Source organism: Streptomyces sp. 1222.5, assembly GCF_900105245.1.
GTDB lineage: Bacteria > Actinomycetota > Actinomycetes > Streptomycetales > Streptomycetaceae > Streptomyces > Streptomyces albidocamelliae.
Genome location: NZ_FNSZ01000001.1, coordinates 5,251,475 through 5,274,071, shown reverse-complemented (window position 1 = coordinate 5,274,071; position 22,597 = coordinate 5,251,475). Strand labels below are relative to the sequence as shown.

Annotated in this window: 18 protein-coding genes and 1 other RNA gene; 3 read left to right on the top strand and 16 right to left on the bottom strand. The window is 72.1% G+C overall.

What is annotated here, in order from left to right; genetic code table 11:
• The first annotated feature begins 125 nt into the window (after positions 1–125).
• Complete coding sequence (murA, locus tag BLW57_RS23785) at positions 126–1,466, top strand: UDP-N-acetylglucosamine 1-carboxyvinyltransferase (RefSeq protein ID WP_093477295.1); 1,341 nt, start codon at positions 126–128, stop codon at positions 1,464–1,466.
• Between the two features lie 180 nt (positions 1,467–1,646).
• Here the strand turns inward: murA and BLW57_RS23780 are convergent, their stop codons facing one another.
• The 6 genes from BLW57_RS23780 to BLW57_RS23755 form a co-directional block, all read right to left on the bottom strand.
• Entirely contained in the window at positions 1,647–1,928 is a 282-nt protein-coding gene (locus BLW57_RS23780) for an HU family DNA-binding protein (RefSeq protein WP_023550134.1), read from the bottom strand.
• A gap of 290 nt (positions 1,929–2,218) precedes the next feature.
• Positions 2,219–3,634: an NAD-dependent malic enzyme gene (locus BLW57_RS23775; RefSeq protein ID WP_093477292.1), complete on the bottom strand. Its 1,416-nt coding sequence runs from the start codon at positions 3,632–3,634 to the stop codon at positions 2,219–2,221.
• 387 nt (positions 3,635–4,021) lie between these two features.
• The gene (locus BLW57_RS23770) at positions 4,022–6,394 is read right to left on the bottom strand and encodes a HelD family protein (protein WP_093477289.1); all 2,373 of its coding nucleotides are present in this window, start codon (positions 6,392–6,394) and stop codon (positions 4,022–4,024) included.
• Positions 6,395–6,463: 69 nt separating this feature from the next.
• Positions 6,464–7,207, bottom strand: a complete 744-nt coding sequence (locus tag BLW57_RS23765; RefSeq protein ID WP_093480843.1) for an anti-sigma factor family protein — start codon at positions 7,205–7,207, stop codon at positions 6,464–6,466.
• A gap of 86 nt (positions 7,208–7,293) precedes the next feature.
• Positions 7,294–7,878: a sigma-70 family RNA polymerase sigma factor gene (locus BLW57_RS23760; protein WP_073900196.1), complete on the bottom strand. Its 585-nt coding sequence runs from the start codon at positions 7,876–7,878 to the stop codon at positions 7,294–7,296.
• 248 nt (positions 7,879–8,126) lie between these two features.
• Positions 8,127–8,720, bottom strand: coding sequence for a CGNR zinc finger domain-containing protein (locus tag BLW57_RS23755; protein ID WP_093477287.1), 594 nt, complete (start codon positions 8,718–8,720; stop codon positions 8,127–8,129).
• A 192-nt stretch (positions 8,721–8,912) separates the two neighbouring features.
• Here BLW57_RS23755 and BLW57_RS23750 point away from each other — a divergent pair, with 192 nt between their 5' ends.
• On the top strand, positions 8,913–9,437 hold the full coding sequence (locus BLW57_RS23750; RefSeq protein WP_256339565.1) for an anthrone oxygenase family protein: 525 nt from the start codon (positions 8,913–8,915) through the stop codon (positions 9,435–9,437).
• Between the two features lie 133 nt (positions 9,438–9,570).
• Here BLW57_RS23750 and BLW57_RS23745 read toward each other — a convergent pair whose 3' ends face one another.
• From BLW57_RS23745 to BLW57_RS23720, 6 genes are all read right to left on the bottom strand, one after another.
• Complete coding sequence (locus BLW57_RS23745) at positions 9,571–10,716, bottom strand: uroporphyrinogen-III synthase (RefSeq protein WP_093477284.1); 1,146 nt, start codon at positions 10,714–10,716, stop codon at positions 9,571–9,573.
• An 85-nt stretch (positions 10,717–10,801) separates the two neighbouring features.
• Positions 10,802–12,184, bottom strand: coding sequence for a nitrate/nitrite transporter (locus BLW57_RS23740; protein WP_093477282.1), 1,383 nt, complete (start codon positions 12,182–12,184; stop codon positions 10,802–10,804).
• A gap of 165 nt (positions 12,185–12,349) precedes the next feature.
• Entirely contained in the window at positions 12,350–13,642 is a 1,293-nt protein-coding gene (locus BLW57_RS23735) for an acyltransferase family protein (protein ID WP_093477280.1), read from the bottom strand.
• On the bottom strand, positions 13,639–15,840 hold the full coding sequence (locus BLW57_RS23730; protein WP_093477277.1) for a bifunctional polysaccharide deacetylase/glycosyltransferase family 2 protein: 2,202 nt from the start codon (positions 15,838–15,840) through the stop codon (positions 13,639–13,641). The genes BLW57_RS23735 and BLW57_RS23730 overlap by 4 nt, the downstream gene beginning before the upstream one ends.
• Complete coding sequence (locus BLW57_RS41490; RefSeq protein WP_176985698.1) at positions 15,840–17,105, bottom strand: hypothetical protein; 1,266 nt, start codon at positions 17,103–17,105, stop codon at positions 15,840–15,842. Before BLW57_RS41490 ends, BLW57_RS23730 begins: the two co-directional genes overlap by 1 nt.
• Positions 17,106–17,329: 224 nt before the next feature.
• A complete protein-coding gene (locus tag BLW57_RS23720; protein ID WP_093477275.1) occupies positions 17,330–18,301 on the bottom strand; it encodes a LysR family transcriptional regulator in 972 nt (323 codons plus the stop codon).
• Positions 18,302–18,385: 84 nt separating this feature from the next.
• On the opposite strand from BLW57_RS23720, the gene BLW57_RS23715 reads away from it, so the two are divergent.
• On the top strand, positions 18,386–19,621 hold the full coding sequence (locus BLW57_RS23715; protein WP_256339564.1) for an MFS transporter: 1,236 nt from the start codon (positions 18,386–18,388) through the stop codon (positions 19,619–19,621).
• Between the two features lie 41 nt (positions 19,622–19,662).
• Here BLW57_RS23715 and BLW57_RS23710 read toward each other — a convergent pair whose 3' ends face one another.
• The 4 genes from BLW57_RS23710 to BLW57_RS23695 form a co-directional block, all read right to left on the bottom strand.
• Positions 19,663–20,139 (bottom strand): hypothetical protein, encoded by a 477-nt coding sequence (locus tag BLW57_RS23710; protein ID WP_093477273.1) that lies wholly within the window; start codon positions 20,137–20,139, stop codon positions 19,663–19,665.
• Positions 20,140–20,325: 186 nt separating this feature from the next.
• Positions 20,326–20,694: a transfer-messenger RNA gene (ssrA, locus tag BLW57_RS23705) on the bottom strand.
• A 110-nt stretch (positions 20,695–20,804) separates the two neighbouring features.
• On the bottom strand, positions 20,805–21,350 hold the full coding sequence (smpB, locus tag BLW57_RS23700; RefSeq protein ID WP_093477271.1) for an SsrA-binding protein SmpB: 546 nt from the start codon (positions 21,348–21,350) through the stop codon (positions 20,805–20,807).
• Positions 21,351–21,406: 56 nt separating this feature from the next.
• Positions 21,407–22,576, bottom strand: a complete 1,170-nt coding sequence (locus BLW57_RS23695) for a S41 family peptidase (RefSeq protein WP_176985697.1) — start codon at positions 22,574–22,576, stop codon at positions 21,407–21,409.
• Positions 22,577–22,597 lie beyond the last annotated feature (21 nt).

Genomic DNA, 22,597 nt, shown 5'->3' with positions numbered 1-22,597 from the left:
GCTATGACGCGACTGGGCCGCCCTTGGGCTTACGGACGGGGGGTAATCGGCGATTACCCTGTCTTCCCGGCCTCTGCGCACAGTGATCGGCCGGCCCCTGCCCAACTCATCGGAACGCGAGATTCATGACCGTCAACGACGATGTCCTGCTTGTCCACGGCGGAACCCCGCTGGAGGGCGAGATCCGTGTCCGCGGTGCGAAGAACCTCGTACCGAAGGCCATGGTCGCCGCCCTGCTGGGCAGCGAGCCGAGCCGGCTGCGCAACGTTCCCGACATCCGTGACGTGCGGGTCGTGCGCGGCCTGCTCCAGCTGCACGGCGTGACGGTCCGTCCGGGCGAGGAACCCGGCGAGCTGGTGCTCGACCCGACGCACGTCGAGAGCGCCAACGTGGCTGACATCGATGCCCACGCGGGTTCCAGCCGGATCCCGATCCTGTTCTGCGGCCCGCTGCTGCACCGCCTCGGCCACGCCTTCATCCCCGGCCTCGGCGGCTGCGACATCGGCGGCCGGCCCATCGACTTCCACTTCGACGTGCTGCGCCAGTTCGGCGCGACGATCGAGAAGCGGGCGGACGGCCAGTACCTGGAGGCCCCGCAGCGGCTGCGCGGCACGAAGATCCGGCTGCCCTACCCGTCCGTCGGCGCGACCGAGCAGGTGCTGCTGACGGCCGTCCTGGCCGAGGGCGTGACCGAGCTGTCCAACGCGGCCGTCGAGCCGGAGATCGAGGACCTCATCTGCGTACTGCAGAAGATGGGCGCGATCATCGCGATGGACACCGACCGCACGATCCGCATCACCGGTGTGGACAAGCTCGGCGGCTACACCCACCGCGCCCTGTCGGACCGGCTGGAGGCCGCGTCCTGGGCGTCGGCGGCTCTCGCGACCAACGGCAACATCTACGTCCGCGGCGCCCAGCAGCGCTCGATGATGACGTTCCTGAACACCTACCGGAAGGTGGGCGGTGCCTTCGAGATCGACGACGAGGGCATCCGCTTCTGGCACCCGGGCGGCCAGCTGAAGTCCATCGCGCTGGAGACGGACGTGCACCCCGGCTTCCAGACCGACTGGCAGCAGCCGCTGGTGGTGGCCCTGACGCAGGCCACGGGCCTGTCCATCATCCACGAGACGGTGTACGAGTCCCGGCTGGGCTTCACCTCCGCCCTGAACCAGATGGGCGCCCACATCCAGCTGTACCGCGAGTGCCTCGGCGGCTCCGACTGCCGCTTCGGCCAGCGCAACTTCCTGCACTCCGCGGTCGTCTCCGGACCGACCCGGCTCCAGGGCTCCGACCTGGTCATCCCCGACCTGCGCGGCGGCTTCTCGTACCTCATCGCGGCCCTCGCGGCCGAGGGCACCTCGCGCGTCCACGGCATCGAGCTGATCAACCGGGGCTACGAGAACTTCATGGAGAAGCTCATGGAGCTCGGCGCGAAGGTGGAACTGCCGGGCAAGGCGCTCGGCTAGGCGTTCGCACCGCGCAACGGCAAAGGGCGGCCCCTCCTCGACGGGAGGGGCCGCCCTTTTCGGCGTCTTCGGCTGTGGTGCGCCCGTGGGGGCGCGGGGAACTGCGCGACCGGCCTCAGCCGGTCCGCAGCCGCCCCGCGGCGCTCGGCCGGGACCGCGGCCACAGCGGAACGCTTGCGCTTACTTGCCCTTGGCGGCTTCCTTGAGCTTGGAGCCCGCGGTGACCTTGACGCTGTAGCCGGCGGGGATGTTGATGGGCTCGCCGGTCTGCGGGTTGCGCGCGGTACGAGCGGCACGATGGGTGCGCTCGAAGGTCAGGAAGCCGGGGATGGTGACCTTCTCGTCGCCCTTGGCGACGATCTCGCCGACGGTCTCGGCGAACGCGGCCAGCACGGCGTCGGCGTCCTTGCGGGTCACCTCGGCACGGTCGGCCAGCGCGGCCACCAGCTCACTGCGGTTCATGTTGTTACTCCCGTGTTTTCTTGCCGTTGGGGTGTGCCACGCGGCGGAGCCGCCCGAGGCACTGCGATGCCGATGCGCTCGCGCCCAGGGACGCATCCTGCCCCTACCAGCGGCGCGAAAGCCAATCCGGCACCCGTAGGAGTCGTGAGAACACCCTGGGGAGTCACACGAAAAGCGCCTGCTCGGCCGTCACCCTAGAGTGCGCCCGGCATCGAGAGGTTCCACGACGCGCCGGTGCGGGGGCCGCCGTGGTGATCCTCACAGCCCCTGCACAGTACGGCACGACGTGGTCAGACCGTCGCTCCGGCCGCCTTCGCGGCCTCGCGGACCGCACCGGCCACGGCGCCCGCGACCTTGTCGTTGAAGACGCTCGGGACGATGTAGTTGGGGTTCAGCTCGTCCTCGGTGACCACGTCGGCGAGGGCCTTGGCGGCGGCGAGCATCATCTCCGTGTTGACGGTGCGGGACTGGGCGTCCAGCAGGCCGCGGAAGACACCCGGGAAGACCAGCACGTTGTTGATCTGGTTCGGGAAGTCGGAGCGGCCGGTGGCCACGACGGCCGCCGTCTGGCGGGCGATCGCGGGTTCCACCTCCGGGTCGGGGTTCGCGAGCGCGAACACGATGGCGCCGTCGGCCATGGCGGCCACGTCGTCGCCGTCGAGGACGTTCGGGGCGGAGACGCCGATGAAGACGTCGGCGCCGCGCACGGCCTCCTTCAGGGTGCCGGTGAGGCCCTCGGGGTTGGTGTTGTCGGCGATCCAGCGCAGCGGCGAGTCGGCCGGGGCGTCCACCAGGTCGGCGCGGTCGGCGTGGACCACACCGTGGATGTCGGCGACGACGGCGTTCTTCACGCCCGCCGCGAGGAGCAGCTTCAGGATGGCGGTACCGGCGGCGCCGGCACCGGACATCACGACCCGGATGTTCTCGATGGCCTTCTCCGTCACCCGCAGGGCGTTGGTCAGGGCGGCGAGGACGACGATGGCCGTGCCGTGCTGGTCGTCGTGGAAGACGGGGATGTCGAGGGCCTCGCGCAGCCGGGCCTCGATCTCGAAGCAGCGCGGGGCGGAGATGTCCTCGAGGTTGATGCCGGCGAACCCGGGGGCGATCGCCTTGACGATCTCCACGATCGCGTCGGTGTCCTGGGTGTCCAGGCAGATCGGCCAGGCGTCGATGCCGGCGAACCGCTTGAAGAGGGCCGCCTTGCCCTCCATGACGGGCAGCGCGGCCTTGGGACCGATGTTGCCGAGGCCGAGCACGGCGGAGCCGTCCGTCACGACCGCAACGGAGTTGCGCTTGATGGTGAGGCGGCGGGCGTCCTCGGGGTTCTGGGCGATGGCCATGCAGACGCGCGCGACACCCGGCGTGTAGACCATGGACAGGTCGTCACGGTTGCGGATGGGGTGCTTCGACGCCATCTCGATCTTGCCGCCGAGGTGCATGAGGAACGTACGGTCGGAGACCTTGCCCAGGGTGACGCCCTCGATGCCGCGGAGCTTCTCGACGATCTCGTCGGCGTGTGCGGTCGAGGAGGCCGCGATGGTGACGTCGATGCGGAGCTTCTCGTGGCCGGACGCGGTGACGTCGAGGCCGGTCACCGAGCCTCCGGAGGACTCCACGGCGGTGGTGAGCTGCGAGACGGCGGTTCCGCTCGCGGGCACCTCCAGCCGGATGGTCATCGAGTAGGAGACGCTGGGCGCCGTTGCCATGGCCGACTTCCTCTGCTTTCACCGTGTCGCGAATTGTGCCGTCCGATCGTCGCACCTACCGCTCAGTACGCGGTAGTCGCCCTGGGTTGCGGACGTTTTGTTCACACAGGGCTTCCGACGGGGTGGCCGGTTTCGGAAAACGACTTCCACCATACGAGAATCGATCAGTCCGTGCCAGGGGGTCGGGACACAAAGGGAGAGGCCCACGTCACATCGGACGTGGGCCTCTCGAACGCTCAATGACACCGACCCGCCATGCTCGCCTCGCGGCAAGTGGTCCCTCTGAGGGACGAAGGTTGGGCCCGGGGGCTTGGATCGGGCCGGTGCCACGTCAAGGCTAACAAACGGATGCCCGGGGCCATTCCTTCTGCGCCGAGTTCACAGGAATCAGTCCCTGAGCAGGTCGGGCACCCCGGCCTCGTCCGGCTCGTCCCGCTCCGCCGACACCACCGTCAGCTGCTGGGTGGCCCGGGTCAGCGCCACGTACAGCACGCGCAGCCCGGCCGGGGACTCGTCGGCGATCTCCGCGGGCGAGACGACGACGGTGGCGTCGTACTCCAGGCCCTTGGCCTCCAGGCTGCCGAGCGCCACGACCCGGTCGCCGAGCCCGGCCAGCCAGCGGCGGGCCTCCTCGCGCCGGTTCATCGCGACGACCACGCCGATCGTGCCGTCCACGGCCGCGAGGAGCCGCTCGGCCTCGGCCCGCACGGTCCGCGGAAGGGAGTCCCGCACGACGGTGAAGCGCGGCTCGACCCCGGTGGACCGTACGGCCGACGGCGCCTCGGAGCCGGGCATGGCGAGCGCGAGGACCCTCGCGGCCAGCTCGGCGATCTCGGCGGGGTTGCGGTAGTTCACAGTGAGCTGGAAGCGGCGCCGGGGGCGGGTGCCGAGGGCCTCGTCGCGGGCCTCGGCCGCCTCGTCCGGGTCGGACCAGGAGGACTGGGCCGGGTCGCCGACGACCGTCCAGGTGGCGTGCCGCCCGCGGCGGCCGACCATGCGCCACTGCATCGGGGTGAGGTCCTGCGCCTCGTCCACGATGACGTGCGCGTACTCGGTGCGCTCCTGCGCGAGGCGCTCGGCGCGCTCCCGCTGCGACTCCTCGCGCACCGGCATCAGCTCCTCCAGGCCGGTGAGCTGGTCCAACGGGTCGAATTCGCGCTTCTTGCGGGGGCGGGCCGGGGCGCCGAGGATCGCCTGCAACTCGTCCAGCATGGCGATGTCGTGCACCGAGTGACCGTCCCGCTTCAGGGCGCGGGCGACCTTGCGGACCTCGCCGGGGTTGAGGATGCGGCGGGCCCAGCGGCCGAGGCGCTTCTCGTCCGCCATGGCGGCGAGCACCGCCTTGGGGGTCAGCTCGGGCCACCAGGCGTCGAGGAACGCGATGAAGGGGTCCTCGCTCGCGACGTCCTCGTCGAAGGAGGAGCGCAGTTCGGCGGCGAGCTCCGGGTCGGTGTGCCGGCCCGCGGCGCCGGATCTCGCCCACAGGGCGTCCAGCAGCAGCTTGCGGGCGCGCGGGCGGAGCAGGTTGACCGGCGCGGTGCCGCCGAGGGCGTTGCGGCGGATGCGTTCCAGCTCACCGGCCTCCAGTTCGAGGCGGCGGTTGAAGGCGACCACCCGCAGCCGGGCCGGCGGGCCGCTCGCGGGCGCGGCGTCGGCCTCGATGTCGTCGTCGAGGGCGAGCTGCCCGGCGGGCGCGCCACCGCCGGGGCCCAGTTCCAGGGCGCCGCGGGCCGCCTTCCGCAGCACCTTCAGCATCCGGTACGAGCCCTTGGCGCGGGCCACGGACGGGGAGTCGTAGAGGGTGGCCTCCGCGCCGTCGACCAGGGAGCCGATCGCGCGGATCGCGACCTGGCCCTCCTCGCCGAGCGAGGGCAGCACGCCCTCGGTGTAGGCGACGAGCAGCGGGGTCGGGGAGACGATCAGGATGCCCCCCGCGTAGCGTCTGCGGTCCTGGTAGAGCAGGTAGGCCGCGCGGTGCAGGGCGACTGCGGTCTTGCCGGTGCCGGGGCCGCCCTCCACGTAGGTGACGGAGGCGGCGGGGGCGCGGATGACCAGGTCCTGCTCCGCCTGGATGGACGAGACGATGTCCCGCATGGTGTGGCTGCGGGCCTGTCCGAGGGCGGCCATGAGGGCGCCGTCGCCGATCGCGGGCAGGATGCGGCCGTCGAGGCTGGCGGTCAGCTCGGGGCGCATCAGGTCGTCCTCGACGCCGAGGACCCGGCGGCCCTTGGAGCGGATGACCCGGCGCCTGACGACCCGGCCGGGGTCGACGGGCGTGGCCCGGTAGAAGGGTGCGGCCGCGGGCGCCCGCCAGTCGATGACCAGCGGGGAGTAGTCCTGGTCGAGGACGCCGATGCGGCCGATGTGCAGGGTCTCGGCGATGTCGGCGGTGTTGTCCGGCCGCACGGCGCCCTCGGCCGGCTCCACCGCCGTGTACGCGCCGTCGGGGCCCTTCTTGCCGTCCTTGCCGAGCAGCAGGTCGATACGGCCGAAGAGGAAGTCCTCGAACTCGTTGTTGAGCCGGTTCAGGTGGATGCCGGCCCGGAAGACCTGCGCGTCCCGCTCGGCCAGCGCGCCCGGGGTGCCCACCTGGCCCCGCTTGGCCGCGTCGTGCATCAGGAACTCGGCTTCGTGGATCTTCTCCTCGAGCCGCTGGTACACCCGGTCCAGGTGTTCCTGTTCGACGCTGATCTCCCGGTCACGGACGGAGTCTTCGCCGTGTACCGGGTCGACCGCGGACTGCTGAACCTGAGCGGCCACCGGGCCCCCTTCTGACGTGCTGGGCAGCCGTCAACCGTACGCGAAGGGGACCCGACAAAGCTACGCCGTCTACGCGTCCACCTGGACGAGCTTCTTGCCCTCGAAGGTGACGACCTCGAAGTGGTCGATCTCGTTCGGCTGGAAGGCCGCGGCTCCGCCGATGTAGAGGGGCTTCTTGGACTCCGGTGTCTTGCCGTCCTGGATGCCGTAGCCCCAGTTCGGCACGGACCACGACGACATGGTGACGCGCTGGCCGTTCTTCGCGACCAGGACCAGGGAGCACTTGAGCGGGCCCTTGACGTTCTTCAGCTCCAGGACCGCCTGGGTGCCCCAGGCCTTCTGCGCCATGCCGACGGTGGCGCTGACGTGGGTCGACGGGTCGGTGCCCGACGCCTTGTCGGTCATGGTCCGGAACTGGTCCTGGGCCGGGGAGGCGGTGACCTGCCCACCGCTGTCCGAGCCGCTGTTCACCGCCACCGCGGCGAGCGGGCCGGCGATGATCAGCGCGGCCGCCGCCGCGATCATGTAGAAGCTGCGCCGGCGCTTCTGGGCGCGGTGCTCGGAGACCTCGTCGACCAGCTTCTCCACCAGCCGGGGGCTGGGCTTCGCCGACAGCGACTCGCCGATCGCCGGGGTGCTGCCGGAGCCCGGCAGGTCCGCGAGCGCGGCCAGCATCGGCTCCATCCCCGCCAGTTCGTCCAGCTGCTGGGCGCACCACTCGCAGCCGGCGAGATGGGTCTCGAAAGCGGTTGCCTCGGCGTCGTCGAGAATCCCGAGGGCGTAGGCACCGACGGTCTCGTGCTCGCTCGGCACCGAAGATCCCTGGCCGGGGTTCATGGGTCCAGAAATACCCGGACCACCCGGTCCGAATCCTTGCATTCCCCCGTATCCGCTGCTCATCACGCCGTCACCCCCCGCTCCTCCAGTGCCAGCTTCATCGACCGCAGGGCGTAGAACACCCGGGAGCGGACGGTGCCACTCGGAATGCCCAGCGTCTCGGCCGCCTCGTTGACGGTACGCCCCTTGAAGTACGTCTCGACGAGGACCTCCCGGTGGGCCGGGGTCAGGTCGTCGAGCGCGTCCGACAGCGTCATCAGCCACAGCGCCTTGTCGATCTCGTCCTCCGCGGGGATGACCTCCAGCGGCGACGGATCGACCTCCTGCGGCCGGGCCTGCCGGCTGCGGTGGCCGTCGATGACGATGCGGCGCGCGACCGTCACCAGCCAGGGGCGTACCGATCCGGTCGCCCGATTGAGCTGACCGGCGTTCTTCCAGGCACGGATGAGCGTTTCCTGTACGACGTCCTCGGCGCGCTGCCGATCACCGGCGACCAGCCGGAGGACATACGCGAGCAGAGGTCCGGCGTGCTCCCGGTACAGGGCACGCATCAGCTCCTCGTCAGGTTCCGAGGGCATTGAGGACATGCGATGTCGGGCCCTCGATCCACGTTCATTGGCCACGGCCGCATCCTTGCGCACGCCCACCTCCGGTGTCCGGGGGTTCCCCCAGTCGGTCGCTCGCCCACCCGTACGGAAGGAAGGGGCCAGGCGTTCAAACCGGAGTGACAGATTTCTCTGCGGTGACGTGACGAGGGGGACATGGGTGCACATTCCCACCGCGTGATCTTTACATTTCCGACACATCGCCGGAGGCCCTGCGAACTACCCGTGTAGACACCAACAAAAACGCGGTGTAACCGAAATCACTTGCGATATGGGCCCCGCGGGGCCCCTCAGGCGCGGGCGAGCGCCGCCCGGCGCCGGTGCCGGGCGACCCGCTCGCGGTTGCCGCAGACCTCGCTGGAGCACCAGCGCCGGCGCCGCCCGCGGGAGGTGTCCAGGTACACGAGCGGGCAGTTGTCGCCCTCGCACTCGCGCACGGCGGCCCGCGCGACGGGGTCGGTGAGCAGCTCGACCGCGTCCCGGGCGACCACCGCGAGCAGGGCCGCGCACTCCGGCGGACCGGCCAGCTCCCGGACCAGCGTGCCGTCGGCGCCGCGCACCGCGCGCGGGGCGGGCGGCGCGGCGCGGGCGGTCTCGTTGACCCGGGCGAGCGCGCGTTCGTACGTCCGCGGGTCGGCCGTCTGCGGGGTGCGCACCAACTGCCCGACCTGTCCGCGCAGTTCCCTGAAGCCCACCAGCCAGGAGGCGTCGGCGTGGCCCAGCGGTGTGCCCGGCGGCACCAGTGCGGCGCCGGTGATCCAGGCGCGCAACGGACCGACGGCGTCCAGCCGTTCGGCCGGGTGCGCGGTCGCGAGGAGATCCAGACAGATCCGCCCGGCGTCGAACCGCGGCTCGTTCGGGGGCGTGGCCGTACCCAGTGCCATGTGCCTGTCACCGCCTAGGACAGGGGGAACCGTTCCGTCGCACCTCTCACAGTGCCCGCCCGGGCACGTCTGAGGAACCCCTCGTACCGCCGCCGGTACGGCGGACGGGCGCCGGCGTGGCTGGACGCCCGCGTATGCGGGTGCGCGCCTCGGCCATGTCCCCGGCGGGGCCGTGCGGGTTGGCTGGAGGACATGACGCATCCGAGGGAAACACCGCGGCCGGCACGGGCCGGCCGGACCGTCCTGGGCGCCGCCACCGTCGCCATGGGGCTGATCGCCGGGGTCTTCTACGCCTTCGCCTGCGCGGTGATGCCCGCGCTGGCCCGCGCGGACGACCGGACGTACGTCGCGGTCATGCGCGACATCAACGACGTGATCCAGAACCCGGTGTTCTTCCTGAGCTTCATGGGGGCGCTGGTGCTGACGGCGGTCTCGGCGTGGCAGCTGCGCGGCTCGGCGGGCGGCCGCTGGGCGGGGGCGGCCCTGGTGGCGTACACGCTGGCGTTCCTCGTCACCGTGGCGTTCAGCATCCCGCTGAACGACGCGCTGGCGGGCGGGGGCACCCCGGCCCCGCTCAGGGAGCACTTCGAGGGCCCGTGGGTGGCGTGGAACGTCGTCCGGGCGGTGCTGTCGACGGTGGCGCTGGGCTGCCTGGCCCGGGCGCTGCTGCGGACGGGCGCGGCCGCCCCGGCCGACGGGCCGCGGGCGGCCCGCTAGGGCCTGTCGTTCGGATCGGCCCCGGTCCGCGGCGCCGGGCACGGCACTCCCCCGGCCGGCGCCCCGCACCGGACACCGCGGCCCGTTCCGGCCGGATCCGAGCGAATCCCCCTGGTCGTCCGCGTGCTCCGCGCTAGTCGTCCGCGTACTTCGCGTCCGCGGCCGGGTCCAGCGCCAGCCGGTACCCGCGCTTGACCACGGTCTGGATCAGCTTCGGCGTCCCCAGGGCGCCACGGAGCCGGGCCATGGCGGTCTCCACCGCGTGCTCGTCGCGCCCGGCGCCGGGCAGCGCCCGCAGCAGCTCCGCCCGTGGCACCACCCAGCCCGGCCGCCGGGCCAGCGTCCGCAGCAGGGACATCCCGGCCGGCGGCACCGGCTTCAGCTCCGCGTCCACCAGCACCGCGTGCCCCCGGATCTCCACCCGGTGCCCGGCGACCGGCAACGCCCGCGCCCGGGCCGGCAGTTCCTGGCACAGCAGCTGCACGAGCGGCCCGAGCCGGAACCGCTCCGGCTGTACGGTGTCCACCCCGCGCGCCTGGAGGGGCACGGCCGTGACCGGGCCGACGCAGGCCGCCAGCACGTCGTGGCCGAGGGCCGCGAGCAGTTCACCGGTCAGGCCCCGCTCCTCCGCCCGCGTGAGCAGGGAGACCGCGGCCGGCGCGCTGGTGAAGGTGAGGGCGTCGAGTCCGCGGGAGACGGCCGCGTCCAGCAGCCGGTCGAGCGGGCCGACGTCCTCCGGCGGCAGCCAGCGGTACACCGGCACCGGCACGACCTCCGCTCCCCCGGCCCGGAGCGCCTCCACGAACCCGGGCAGCGGCTCGCCGTGCAGCTGCACGGCGACGCGGCGCCCGTCGACACCCTCGTCCAGGAGCCGGTCGAGCACCTCGGCCATGGACTCCGACGACGGCGACCACTCCTCCGTCAGCCCGGCCGCCCGGATCGCCCCCTTGACCTTGGGGCCGCGGGCCAGCAGCTCGGCCCCCCGCAGCCGGCCGAGCAGCTCCTCGCCGAGCCCCCAGCCGTCGGCGGCCTCGACCCAGCCGCGGAAGCCGATCGCGGTGGTGGCCACGACGACGTCCGGCACCTGGTCGAGGATGTCCTTGGTGGCGGCGAGGAGTTCACCGTCGTCGGCGAGCGGCACGATCCGCAGGGCGGGCGCGTGCAGCACGACGGCACCGCGCCGCTGGAGCAGGGCGCCCAGTTCGTCGGCCCGGCGTGCCGCGGTGACCCCCACGCTGAATCCCGCGAGGGGACCGTGCTGCTGCTCTTCGTCGTCCATGGTTCTCCTAGCTGACCGGCACGCCGAGCGAGCCTGTCAACAGCTCGTGACAGGCTCGGTTCGACTCGATGTCACCGGTGTTACGTCACACCTCGGCATAGCTGAGCTGGTCCTTCGTCTCCGATGCGGCCGGCGTGGCCGGAACCCGCCCGGCCGGGCGGCGAAGGTATACGGCCCAGGTGACCGCGAAGCAGGCGCCGTAGAAGGCGAGGAACGCGGCGAACGCGCCGGTGCCGGAGCCGTAGGACAGGAAGGACTGCCGGAAGGCGAGGTTGATGCCGACGCCGCCCAGCGCGCCCACCGCCCCGATGAGCCCCATCGCGGCACCCGACAGCCGTCGCGCATGACCGGCGGCCTCCTCGCCCGTCAGCCCCCGGGCGAGGGCCTTGGCCTGGAAGATGCCGGGGATCATCTTGTACGTCGACCCGTTGCCGAGCCCGCTGAGCACGAACAGGACGACGAAGACGGGCACGAACACCGCCAGCGACTTCTGCATGCCGGCGACGAGGAGGACGGCGGTGGCGGCGGCCATGCCGACATAGTTCCACAGGGTGATCCGGGCACCGCCGAACCGGTCGGCGAGCCGGCCGCCCACGGGCCGGACGAGGGAGCCGAGCAGCGGGCCGATGAAGGTGAGGTAGGCGGCCTGCAGCGGGGTGCGCCCGAACTGGTTCGTCAGCACCTGCCCGAAGGCGAAGCTGTACCCGATGAAGGACCCGAACGTCCCGACGTAGAGGAAGGCCATGATCCACGTGTGGGCGTCCCGTGCGGCGTCCCGGGCCGCGCCGGTGTCGTTGCGCACGGATGCCAGGTTGTCCATGAACAGCGCGGCGAGGACGGCCGCGACGACGATCAGCGGGATGTAGATCCCGAGCAGGACACGCGGGCCGCCGCTCGCGCCGATGACGGCGAGCGCGACGAGCTGGACGACGGGCACGCCGATGTTGCCGCCGCCCGCGTTGAGACCGAGCGCCCACCCTTTCTTCCGCAGCGGGAAGAAGGCGTTGATGTTGGTCATGGAGGAGGCGAAGTTGCCGCCGCCGATGCCGGCCAGCAGCCCCACGAGCAGAAACGTGGTGAAGGAGGTCCCCGGTTCCATCACCGCGAACGCGGCGACGGTGGGCACGAGCAGCAGGGCCGCCGAGACGACGGTCCAGTTCCGGCCGCCGAAGAGCGCCACGGCGAAGGTGTACGGCACCCGGACGACGGCACCGACCAGGGTGACCACCGAGGTCAGCAGGAACTTGTCGGCCGGGCTCAGCCCGTACTCCGGGCCCATGAACAGCACCAGCACGGACCACATCGTCCAGACCGAGAACCCGATGTGCTCGCAGAGGACGGAGAAGAACAGGTTCCGCCGGGCGGTCCTCTCGCCCCGCTCCTTCCAGAAGGCCTCGTCCTCCGGATCCCAGTGCTCGATCCAGCGGCCCCTCCTGCTCGCGACGGGGGCTGTGCTCGGGGCTGTCATGACGCCTCCACGGTGCTTCGGGGCCGGATGCCGGTGACTGGCTGGTCCCGAAGGTAGGGAAGGCGCGTTTCCTGCCTGTGGCGACGGGTGAAGGGACGGGAACGTTGCTCTCACGCGGGCGGAGCGCGGCCGGTGAGGACCGCGCTCGCGCCGTGGGATTGCCGGTCAGGCCGCCTTGCGCCGGCCCCCGCCCCGCTTCGCCCCGTTCGGCCACAGGCGCGGGCCGCGCTTGGCCGCGATGTCCTCGATCCAGCCGAAGGCCAGGACGGTCAGGCCGATCAGCGGCCAGACCAGGAAGAACATCCAGATCATGTAGGTGGTGTCGAGGGCCGCCACCGCCCGGTCGCTCTGCATGAACGGCAGGTTGTAGGCCTGGTCGATGATCGGCACCGTGGCCATGATCAGCATGTTGTGCCACAGGTAGATCGTGACGGCACGGTTGTTGGAGAGCGTGACCAGCTTGTCCCAGCGGGCCAGCCGGCCGGGCAGTTCCTGCCAGGACGGGGAGTACTGCAGGAGGATCACCACGAACCCGAACGACCACAGGGCCTGGGCGAGCGGGATGTCGTTGAGGTCCCAGCCGTCGGGGCCCAGGTGGCCGGAGGCCCACCACAGTCCGAAGGCCATCAGCAGCGCCGAGACGGAGACCGCGACATAGCGGGGGATCTTCGCCAGCAGACCGTCGTGGTGGGCGAAGCCCAGGACCCAGCAGCCGCCGTAGACGGCGAAGTCCGTGACCGCGTTGCCGGTCTCGCCGGGGATCGTGACGATGCCCGTGCCGACGATCGCCGTCAGCACCAGCGGGGCGAACACGGTCGGCCAGGGGAAGCGGCGGAACGCCCGGAGCAGCAGGGGCGAGGCCACCACGAACACGAGGTAGGCGCGCAGGTACCAGAGCGGGCCGGCCGCCTGCACCGCCCAGGTGTCCTCCAGCAGACCCGACTTGGAGCCGATGTGCCAGGGGAACGGCGGTGCGCCGAACGGGATCACGTAGTCGACGAGCTTGATCAGGCCCCAGGTGCCGCCGTTGTCCGGGTCCTTCACCGGGTTCCAGCCGCCCGCCAACATCAGGGTCAGCGCGACGACGCTGAACGCCCACAGGGGCGGCAGCAGCCTGCGCACCCTGCTCTTGATCACACCGGCCGCGGGGCGGTTCAGGGAACGCGCCATCAGCGAGCCCGCGAGCGCGAACATCACGCCCATGGAGGGGAACAGGACCGTCAGCCAGGCCCAGCCGAACAGGTGGTAGACGACCACGCGGACCAGCGCGATCGAGCGCAACAGGTCCAGGTAGCGGTCACGGCCCGGCTTCTTCGGCGCGGGCGCCGGAGCGGGCGCCGGAGCGCCCTGCGCGGCCGGGGCGCCCTGGGCAGCCGGAGCGGGCTCCGCGGTCCGCTGCTGCGGGAAGCCGTACGACGGCGTCGACTCGGGCGTTCCGGTCGTGTATCCGTGGGTCATGCCACGGGCCTCCGATCACTGCTGCTCTGGCGTCTGCGCTGGGTCGGCACCGGCCCGCCGGGGGCCTCGACGACACCCGTGCGCCGGAGCTTCTGCCAGCGCAGCCGGCCGCCGGTGAGCGCCGTGATCCAGGACTGGAGCAGCACGACGTACATGAGCTGGCGGTAGAGGATCTGCTGCAGGGGCAGCGAGATCAGGTGGGTCATGCGCTCCTTGTCCAGGCGGAACGCGTAGGCCGCGCAGAACGCCTGGATGGCGAGGACGCCCAGCCAGGCGACGATCGTCTTCTGGGTCGGGCCGAAGACCACGCCGTAGAGCAGGAACACGTCGATCAGCGGCGCCAGGAGCGGGGCCAGCACCATGAACAGGGAGACCAGCGGCAGGCCCACCCGGCCGAAGCGGCCCGACGGACCCCGGTCCACCAGGGCCCGGCGGTGCTTCCAGATCGCCTGCATGGTGCCGTACGACCAGCGGTAGCGCTGGGACCACAGCTGCTGCACGGACTCGGGGGCCTCGGTCCACGCGCGCGCGTTCTCGGCGTAGACGACCCGCCAGCCGTCGCGGTGGAGGGCCATCGTGATGTCGGTGTCCTCGGCGAGCGTGTCGTCGCTCATGCCGCCCACGCGCTGGAGGGCGGACCTGCGGAACGCCCCGACCGCGCCCGGGATCGTCGGCATGCAGCGCAGGACGTCGTACATCCGGCGGTCCAGGTTGAAGCCCATCACGTACTCGATGTGCTGCCAGGCGCCGATGAGCGAGTCGCGGTTGCCCACCTTGGCGTTGCCGGCGACGGCGCCGACGCGCGGGTCGCCGAAGGGCTGGACGAGTTCGCGGACCGTGGACGGCTCGAAGACGGTGTCGCCGTCCATCATCACGATCAGGTCGTGCCGGGCGTTCGCCAGGCCCCGGTTGAGGGCGGCGGGCTTGCCCGCGTTCAGCTGGCGCACGACCCGCACGTTGGGCAGGCCCATCGCCTCGACGATCCGCGCGGTGCCGTCCGTGGATCCGTCGTCGACGACGACGACCTCGATCGGATGCTCGCTCGCCATGAGGGAACGCACCGTGTTCTCGATGCACTTGGCCTCGTTGTACGCGGGCACCAGCACCGACACCGGTTCGGTCACCGCCGGCCCCCAGCGGAAGCCCTTGCGGCGCACCCGGCGGGCGTGGGCGGCGGAGAGCAGCAGCATCAGCACGAACCGGGAGATGACCAGGAAGCCGATCACGGCGAGGCCGACGACCATCACGGACGTGATGCCGTCCGCGGCGGAGACCAGGAAGATCCAGGCCTTGCCCTTCCACAGGTCGAGCCCGGACACCTGGGTGAGGGCGCTGTTGGCGCCCAGTGCCTCGGTGAGGTTGTCGAACCGGTAGCCCTGCTGCTGGAGCGTGGGCAGGAACGTGTCCAGCGCCTGCACGGTCTGGTGCCGGTCGCCGCCGGAGTCGTGCATCAGGACGATCGCGCCCTTGCCGCCGTGCGGGGTGGCCCGGCGGATGATCTCGTCGACGCCGGGCTTCTTCCAGTCCTCGCTGTCGGTGTTGTTGACGACGGTGATGTAGCCGCGGGTGCCGATGTACTCGGTGACCGGCCAGGACTTGTCGTCCATGGCGTCGGCGAAGGAGGAGTACGGCGGCCGGAACAGCGAGGTGCGCACGCCGGCGGCGCCGGTGATGGCGAGCTGGTTGGTGGACAGCTCCCAGTCGATGCGCTTCTTGCTCTGGAAGGACAGGTCGGGGTGGTTGAAGGTGTGCAGACCGACCTCGTGGCCCTCGTCCACCATCCGCTTGACCAGCTCCGGGTAGCGGGAGGTCATGGTGCCGGTCACGAAGAAGACGGCGTGCGCGTGGTGCTTCTTCAGCACGTCGAGGACCTTCGGGGTCCACTCGGGGTCGGGACCGTCGTCGAAGGTGAGGACGAGACGGTGGTCGGGGACGCCCAGGCTGGTGGTACGGCCGCTGCGGGTGTCGATGATCGGTCCGCCCTCGAGGATCTTCGCCGGCACCTTGTCGGTGGCGGCCTCGGGCTGGATGCGGTGGTCGGCCAGGATCTCGCTGTGGACGTAGCCGCGCAGCATCAGCATCGCCACGAGCGCGACGAGGACGAGCAGCGGCAGCAGCAGGCGCATGGGCAGGCGTCGGCGCCGGGAGCCGTCACGGGCTCCTGATGCGGGACCGTGACGGCGGATACGGGATGCCATCAGAGGTTGTGCTCCGGGGACGGGAGGTTCGAGGAGCCGGCGGACACCGGCTCCGCCGCGACGGGTGCCGGGGCCTGCGGGCCCTCGGCGACCGGCCGGTGGGTGAGTGCGCCGCCGAGGCCGCCGCCGGAGGCCGCGGGCTCGGAGGGGTCGGCGGTTTCGGTGGCCGGGCCGCTCGGGGCGGTCTCGGTGCTGTTCTCCGGGGTGGAGGGGGTGGAGCGGGGGGACGAACTGTCCTTGCCGCCCGTGCCCTTGGTGGTCTGGTCGGCCGACGGGCGCGCGTCGGGCGAGCCGCCCTGGTCGACCACGTCGACGTCCTCGCCGCTGTCGGGCACCTGGGCGGTGGCGCCGGGCACGGCGGTGGAGCCGTCGCTCGGCGCCACCGTGTCGTCGGGTGCGGCGCTGCCGGTTCCGGTGCCGGTGCCGGTGGCGGAGGGCCGGGCCGAGTCGGCGGGCGCCGGTGAGATGCCGACCCGGCCGGCCGGAGCCTGCTCGTTCTGGCCGGGCACCGGCAGCCACGGCGCGTCGGAGCTGCCGGACATCAGGGTGGCGACGATGACGACGGCGTAGACCGCGCAGGCGACGGCCACCAGCATGCCGATACGGCGGAAGCGGCGGCTGCGGCGGCCCGACTCGTCGACGAAGACCGGCCCGTCGGCGTCGGCACCGCGCGCGGCCCCGGCGGCCGGGCTCAGCTGTACGTCGCCGAGCTGGACGGCGTCGAGCTGGACCGTCACCTCGTGCGGGTCGTGCGTGGCGTCGCCGGTCCGCGCGGCGGTGGCGCCGGCCGCCGGCGCGGACATCGAGTCGGACGCGGTCGTCGCGGACTCGTCCCAGGGATCGCGGAGGGTGCCGGTGGACGTCCACGGGCCGCGGGCGCCCGCGGGGGCGGGGGTCCGCCCGGCGGCCGCCGGGTGCGGTGCCGGAGAGTGCCCGCGGCCGGTGGCCGCGGGCAGCACGGCGGTCCGCTCGGCTTCGGCGACCGGAGGCAGGACGGTGGTCCGTTCCTCGTCGCGTGCCGGTGCCCGGCGGAAGTCGGCCGGTCTCGGGACACCGCGGGGAGCGGTCCGCTGCGCGGGCGGCCGCGGGAGCGCGACCGTCTCGCCGGCATCGGTCAGGGCGGTGCGACCGCCCCGGCGTATGCCGTTGAACGTCTCTCTGTCCTGAAAGCGCCCCTCACCGGGGAAGGCCCCGGACTCCGGGAGGGTCCCGTTCGCCGGAAACGTTCCGCTCTCCGACGAGGCATGGGTGTCACCCCCCGTCACCGGCAGGTCCCGCATCGCTGATGCGACTTCGAGCCGTTCCGGTTGGGCGTCTTCTCGCCACTCTTTCACGTGCGCACATCCCCCCACGGGACTGTTCCGGAAGCGCTCATGACCCGCGCACCCGTCGACCGAACCAGGCCCCCACCCGGCCCGAGCGCCCCCTTTACCACAATGTGCCCGGGCCATGAATGTAGCGCACGCGGGGGAGTCGTGTTCGCCACGTGTCACCTTTGGACGCTCATCACACCATCATCAATGGCCGGAATCCATCCGTCCTCGGGCCGTCGCAGCCACTGTTCCGCCTCCGCGAGCTCGGCCGCCGCCCTGCGCAGCGCGTCCAGTCCCGGGTGGACCAGCCCCTTCCGCCAGACCAGGGAGACGGGCGAGAGCGGCACCGGATCGACGAGGGGCCGGCGAACCGTTCCGGGCATGGCCGGAAAGTCCACCACGGCCAGGACCGGGTTACGGGTCTTGGCCATGATCCGCACGAACTCCTCGTCCCCGACGGCCAGCGGAAGGGGTGAGGCGAGCCGGATGCCGTGTCCCTCGAAGAGGCGACGGGCCAGATCGGTCCACTCGCGGGTGCGCGGGTTCCCGGCACCGGCGTACACCTGCTCCCCGGCGAGCGCGGCGACCGGCACCCGGGGCAGGCCCGCGAGCGGATGCTCCTCGGGCAGGACGACGGCCATCGGCTCGTAGCGCACCGGCTGCTGCTCCAGACCGGACCGCAGGGCCGGTTCCAGGCCGGCCCAACGACCGAAGGAGGCGTCCAGCCGGCCCGCCAGCAGTTCGGCGGCCGCTCCGGTGAGGCCGCTCTCGTAACGGGCCATCAGCTCGCAGTCCGGGGCGAGTTCCCGCGCCCGGTGCAGCACGCGGCGGCCGGTGGCCAGACCCGGTGAGTTGAGGTCCACGAGCAGCGGGCGGGCCTGTCCGAACGCGGCGAGCAGGTCGTCCTGGGCGGCGAGCACCCGCCGCGCGTGCGGCAGCAGTCGCTCGCCGTCGGCGGTCGGGGTCACCTGCCGGGTGGTCCGCACGAACAGCTCCACGCCCAGCTCCTGCTCCAGCCGCCGTACGTCCCGGCTGAGCGCCTGCTGGGCGATGTAGAGGCGGGCGGCGGCCCGGGTGAAGTGGAGTTCCTCTGCGACGGCGACGAAGGCGCGCAGCAGGCGGGGGTCTATGTGAGCGGGCGCGGACATGGCGGCGAACTTACAACACAGGTGCGTCAATCGGCGCCGAGAAGGTGTTGGACCGGGTGATCCACCGCGGGTGACCGTGGAGCCATGCCGCAACAGACCACCGAGGCCGGGCGGACACCGGCCGCAGCACCCCCGAGAGTCGGCTACCGCCGTCTGTTCTCCCTTCCGGGCGCCCGCGCCTTCACCACCGGCAACCTCCTCGCCCGGCTTCCGATGGGCATGTTCTCCGTGAGCGCCGTCGTGATGATCGCCGGGTCCCGGGGCTCGTACGCCCTCGCCGGTGCCGTCACCGCCACCGGGCTCGCCGCGACCGCGCTGGCCGGCCCCTGGACGGCCCGGCTCGTCGACCGGCACGGGCAGGCGCGGGTGGCCGTGCCGGCCACGCTCGTCGCCGTGCTCGGCAGCATGGCGCTGCTGCTGTGCGTGCGCTACGGCGCTCCCGACTGGACGCTGTTCGCCGCTTACGCGGCCACGGCGGCGACCCCCAACACCGGTGGTCTGTCCCGCGCCCGGTGGGCGCACCTGCTCCGGGACGACCCGGCCGCGCTGCACACCGCGAACTCCTTCGAGCAGGCCGCCGACGAACTGTGCTTCATGCTGGGGCCGGTTCTCGCGTCCTTTCTGACCGGCACGTTCTTCCCGGAGGCGGGCACGCTCGCCGGTGCGGTGCTGCTGCTGACCGGCATGGGGCTCTTCACCGCGCAGCGGGCGACCGAGCCGCCGCCCCTGGCCCGTTCGAAGGCGCCGTCACCGCTGCGCAGCCCCGGCATCCCGCCGCTGCTGGCCTGCTTCACGGCCACGGGCGCGGTGTTCGGCTCGATGGAGGTCGTCACGATCGCCTACGCCGACGCGCAGGGGCACCGGGCCGCGGCGGGCGCGGTGCTCGCCCTCCAGGCGGCGGGCTCGTGCGCGGCGGGCCTGGTGTACGGGGCGTTGAAGCCGGCCGGGCTCGGCCTGACCCGGTGTCTGGCGGCGATGGCCGTGCTGATGACCCTGCCGTGGCTGTCCGCGACGCTGGCCGGTTCCCTGCCGGTGCTGGCGGGGTCGCTGCTGGTGGCGGGGATGGCGACCGCGCCGACCATGGTGACGGCGATGACGCTGGTGCAGGGGCGTACTCCGCCGGACCGGCTCAACGAGGGCATGAGCCTGGTGGTGACCGGGCTGCTCGCCGGGGTGGCCGGTGGTTCGGCGCTGGGCGGCTGGGCGGCCGAACACCTCTCCCCCGCGGCCACGTTCCTGGTCCCGGCCGCCGCGGCCTGCCTCGCCCTGCTCATCGACTCGGCGGCCCGCGGCGCACGTTCACTGCGCCGGACCCCCTGAGGCCGGTCCCCGGCCGCGGACGGGGCCCCTGGTGCCGCGGGTCAGGCCGCCGGGGCCGCGGCGATGCGGGCGGTGATCCGGCGCAGCTTCAGCATGTGGCGGACGGTGCGGATGCGCCACGCGGTGAAGGCGAGGATGACGACGCCGGTGAGGGCGGGCCACTTCCAGCCGCCGGAGGAGTCCGGGAGAGCGGTGCGGGCGTTCGGGCCGTCGACGAGGGCGGCCACGGTGGTGTCGGGGAGCTTGTCGAGGATGCCGTCGAGGGCGACGTCCTCGATGCGCACACTGTGGTCGTCGGACTCGAAGCGGCCGGCGCACGCCCAGCCGTCGTCCCACAGGTCGCCCCAGTCGCCGGTGGCCCGCTCGCAACTCGTGATGCGGACGGTGCCGGCCATGCCGGTGACCTCGCGGAACCCGTGCAGGGAGCCCATGACGGCGAGGAACAGCCCGAAGACCAGCCCGACGGCCGCGAGGCTGATCTCGCGCGGCAGCGGCGGCAGGAGACGGAGCAGGAACATGACAGGGCCCCTACGTGCGGAAGGAAGGGCGGAAGGAGGGAGACATGCACGCGGATCATGCCATGAACATGAAGAGATGGGGCAGCCTTTTCCGGCGCCCGGCACCGCCCATGACAAAGGCCCCGCCGCCCGGAGGCGACGGGGCCATTGCCCACATGGGTTGAGGAGGCTCGCGAGCCTCCCCGATCGTGGAGATGGCGGGAATCGAACCCGCGTCCACCGGTGCAGAAACAGGGCTTCTCCGTGCGCAGTTCGCTGTGCTTTTCTCAGCCCCGGCGATCACGCGAACAAGTCGCCGACGGGCTCAGTCACTGTTTGATTTCCCTCTTCACCCCGTGACCGGGATCAAGGTTTAGTCCCCTAGCTGATGCCAGGATCCGGGTCGGGAACAGCCCCGGGCTGACACTTCGCAAGTCGCTACTTAGGCAGCGAGGGCGAAGGAATCGCGCTTGGTGTTGGCGATTATTTGTTTCGGCCTGTGGTTTACGAGATCATGGCCGCTTCCTCGACACGCTTCCCCTGCTTCGACAGCCGCTGTCGAAACCGATCATCCCCATGTTGTTTTTTCAATCCCCTCCGGAGAGGGGGTGCGCACCCTCTGTGGAGTGCACTCCCATCGTACGTGACCAACGCACGCGGGTGCCAGCCCATTCCCGGCGGGCGGGTCAGACGCCCCGCTGCTTGCGCTTGGCCGCCGCGATCGCGCGGTCCGACTCCCGCCGGTCCTGCTTCTCCCGCAGGGTCTGGCGCTTGTCGTACTCCTTCTTGCCCCGGGCGAGGGCGATCTCGGCCTTGGCCCGGCCGTCCTTGAAGTACAGGGCGAGGGGCACGATCGTGTGACCCGTCTCCTGGGACTTGGTCTCCAGCTTGTCGATCTCCTCGCGGTGCAGGAGCAGCTTGCGCTTGCGGCGCACGGAGTGGTTGGTCCAGGTGCCCTGGCTGTACTCCGGGATGTGGGCGTTGTGCAGCCATGCCTCGTTCCCGTCGATCTGCACGAAGCCGTCGGTCAGCGAGGCGCGTCCCTGGCGCAGCGACTTCACCTCGGTACCGGTCAGCACGATCCCGGCCTCGTACGTGTCGATGATCGCGTAGTCGTGCCGGGCCTTCTTGTTCTGCGCGACGATCTTGCGCTTGCCGTCCTTGGCCGCCTTCGCGGCCCCTCCGCCCTGCTTGGGCTGGGACTCCTTGGGTACGTACATTCCCTTGCTCATAGTGCGGCCCATTTTCGCACCACGGAGGGGGTGCGGGGGAAGTGCATTAACGGCGGCTACGAGGGATCGCCCAGGCCGGTGAGGACCGTCTCGGCCCGCCGCAGCGCCTCGGGGCCCGCCTCCAGGTCGGGGGTGATGCCCCGGCCGTCGACCGAGCGCCCGGACGGGGTGCGGTAGTGGCCGACGGTCAGCTCGGCCACCGAGCCGTCGGGGAGGGTCGTCGGCATCTGGACCGAGCCCTTGCCGAAGGTGCGGGAGCCGATCACCACCGCGCGGCCCCGGTCCTGGAGGGCGCCGGTGAGCAGTTCGGCCGCGCTCATGGTGCCGCCGTCCACGAGGGCGACCAGGGGCCGGTCGGTGTCGCCGCCGGCGTCGGCGTGCAGGGCGCGCTGGGCGCCGTCGACGTCGTAGGTGGCCACCAGGCCGCCGTCGAGGAAGGCGGAGGCGGTGTGCACGGCCTCGGTGACCAGGCCGCCGGAGTTGCCGCGCAGGTCGAGGACGACGCCCGCGTCCGCCGGGGCGTCGCGCAGGGCCGCGCGGACGGCCCCGGCGGCTCCCTTGGTGAAGGCGGCGATCCGGACCACGGTGACCCCGCCGGGCAGTCTGCGCTCGGTCACGGAGTCGGTGGACAGCCGTGCCCGGTGCAGCGTCTCGGTCCACGCGCGCGTGCCGCGCGCCAGACCGAGGGTGACCGCCGTGCCGGCCGCGGCGTCCTTCGCGTCGCCGCGGAGTAAGGAGAGCACCTCGGTGACCGGCCGGCCGTCGACCCGGCGGCCGTCGACGCTGCGCAGCCGGTCGCCCCCGCGGACGCCGGCGGCGGCCGCGGGCGAGCCGGGCTGCACCCTCGTCACCTCGATCCGGCCGTCCCGCTCGCGCCGGGCCCACAGGCCGACGCCGGTGTACCGGCCGTCGAGGGCCTCCTGGAACTCCTGGTACTCGCCCTCGGAATAGACCGCGCCCCACCGGTCCCCGCTGCGGCTGACGGCCCGCTCGGCGGCCTCCGTCGGGGACTTTCCGTCGGCCATCGCCTCGGCGGCGGCCCGCCGCACGGTCTCGTGCCGGGTGGCGTCCCCCACCGGGCCCGGGGCGGCCTTGGGCGCGGGGTGCCCGGACTCCGGGAAGGAGCCGGTGGCGGCGCCGGCGACCAGCACGCCGGCGAAGACCAATGTCAGGGCGGCCCCGCGGCGGGTGCGACGGGGCTGACAGAACAGGTCACGACCTGACATGGCGGTGAGTCTAGGACAACG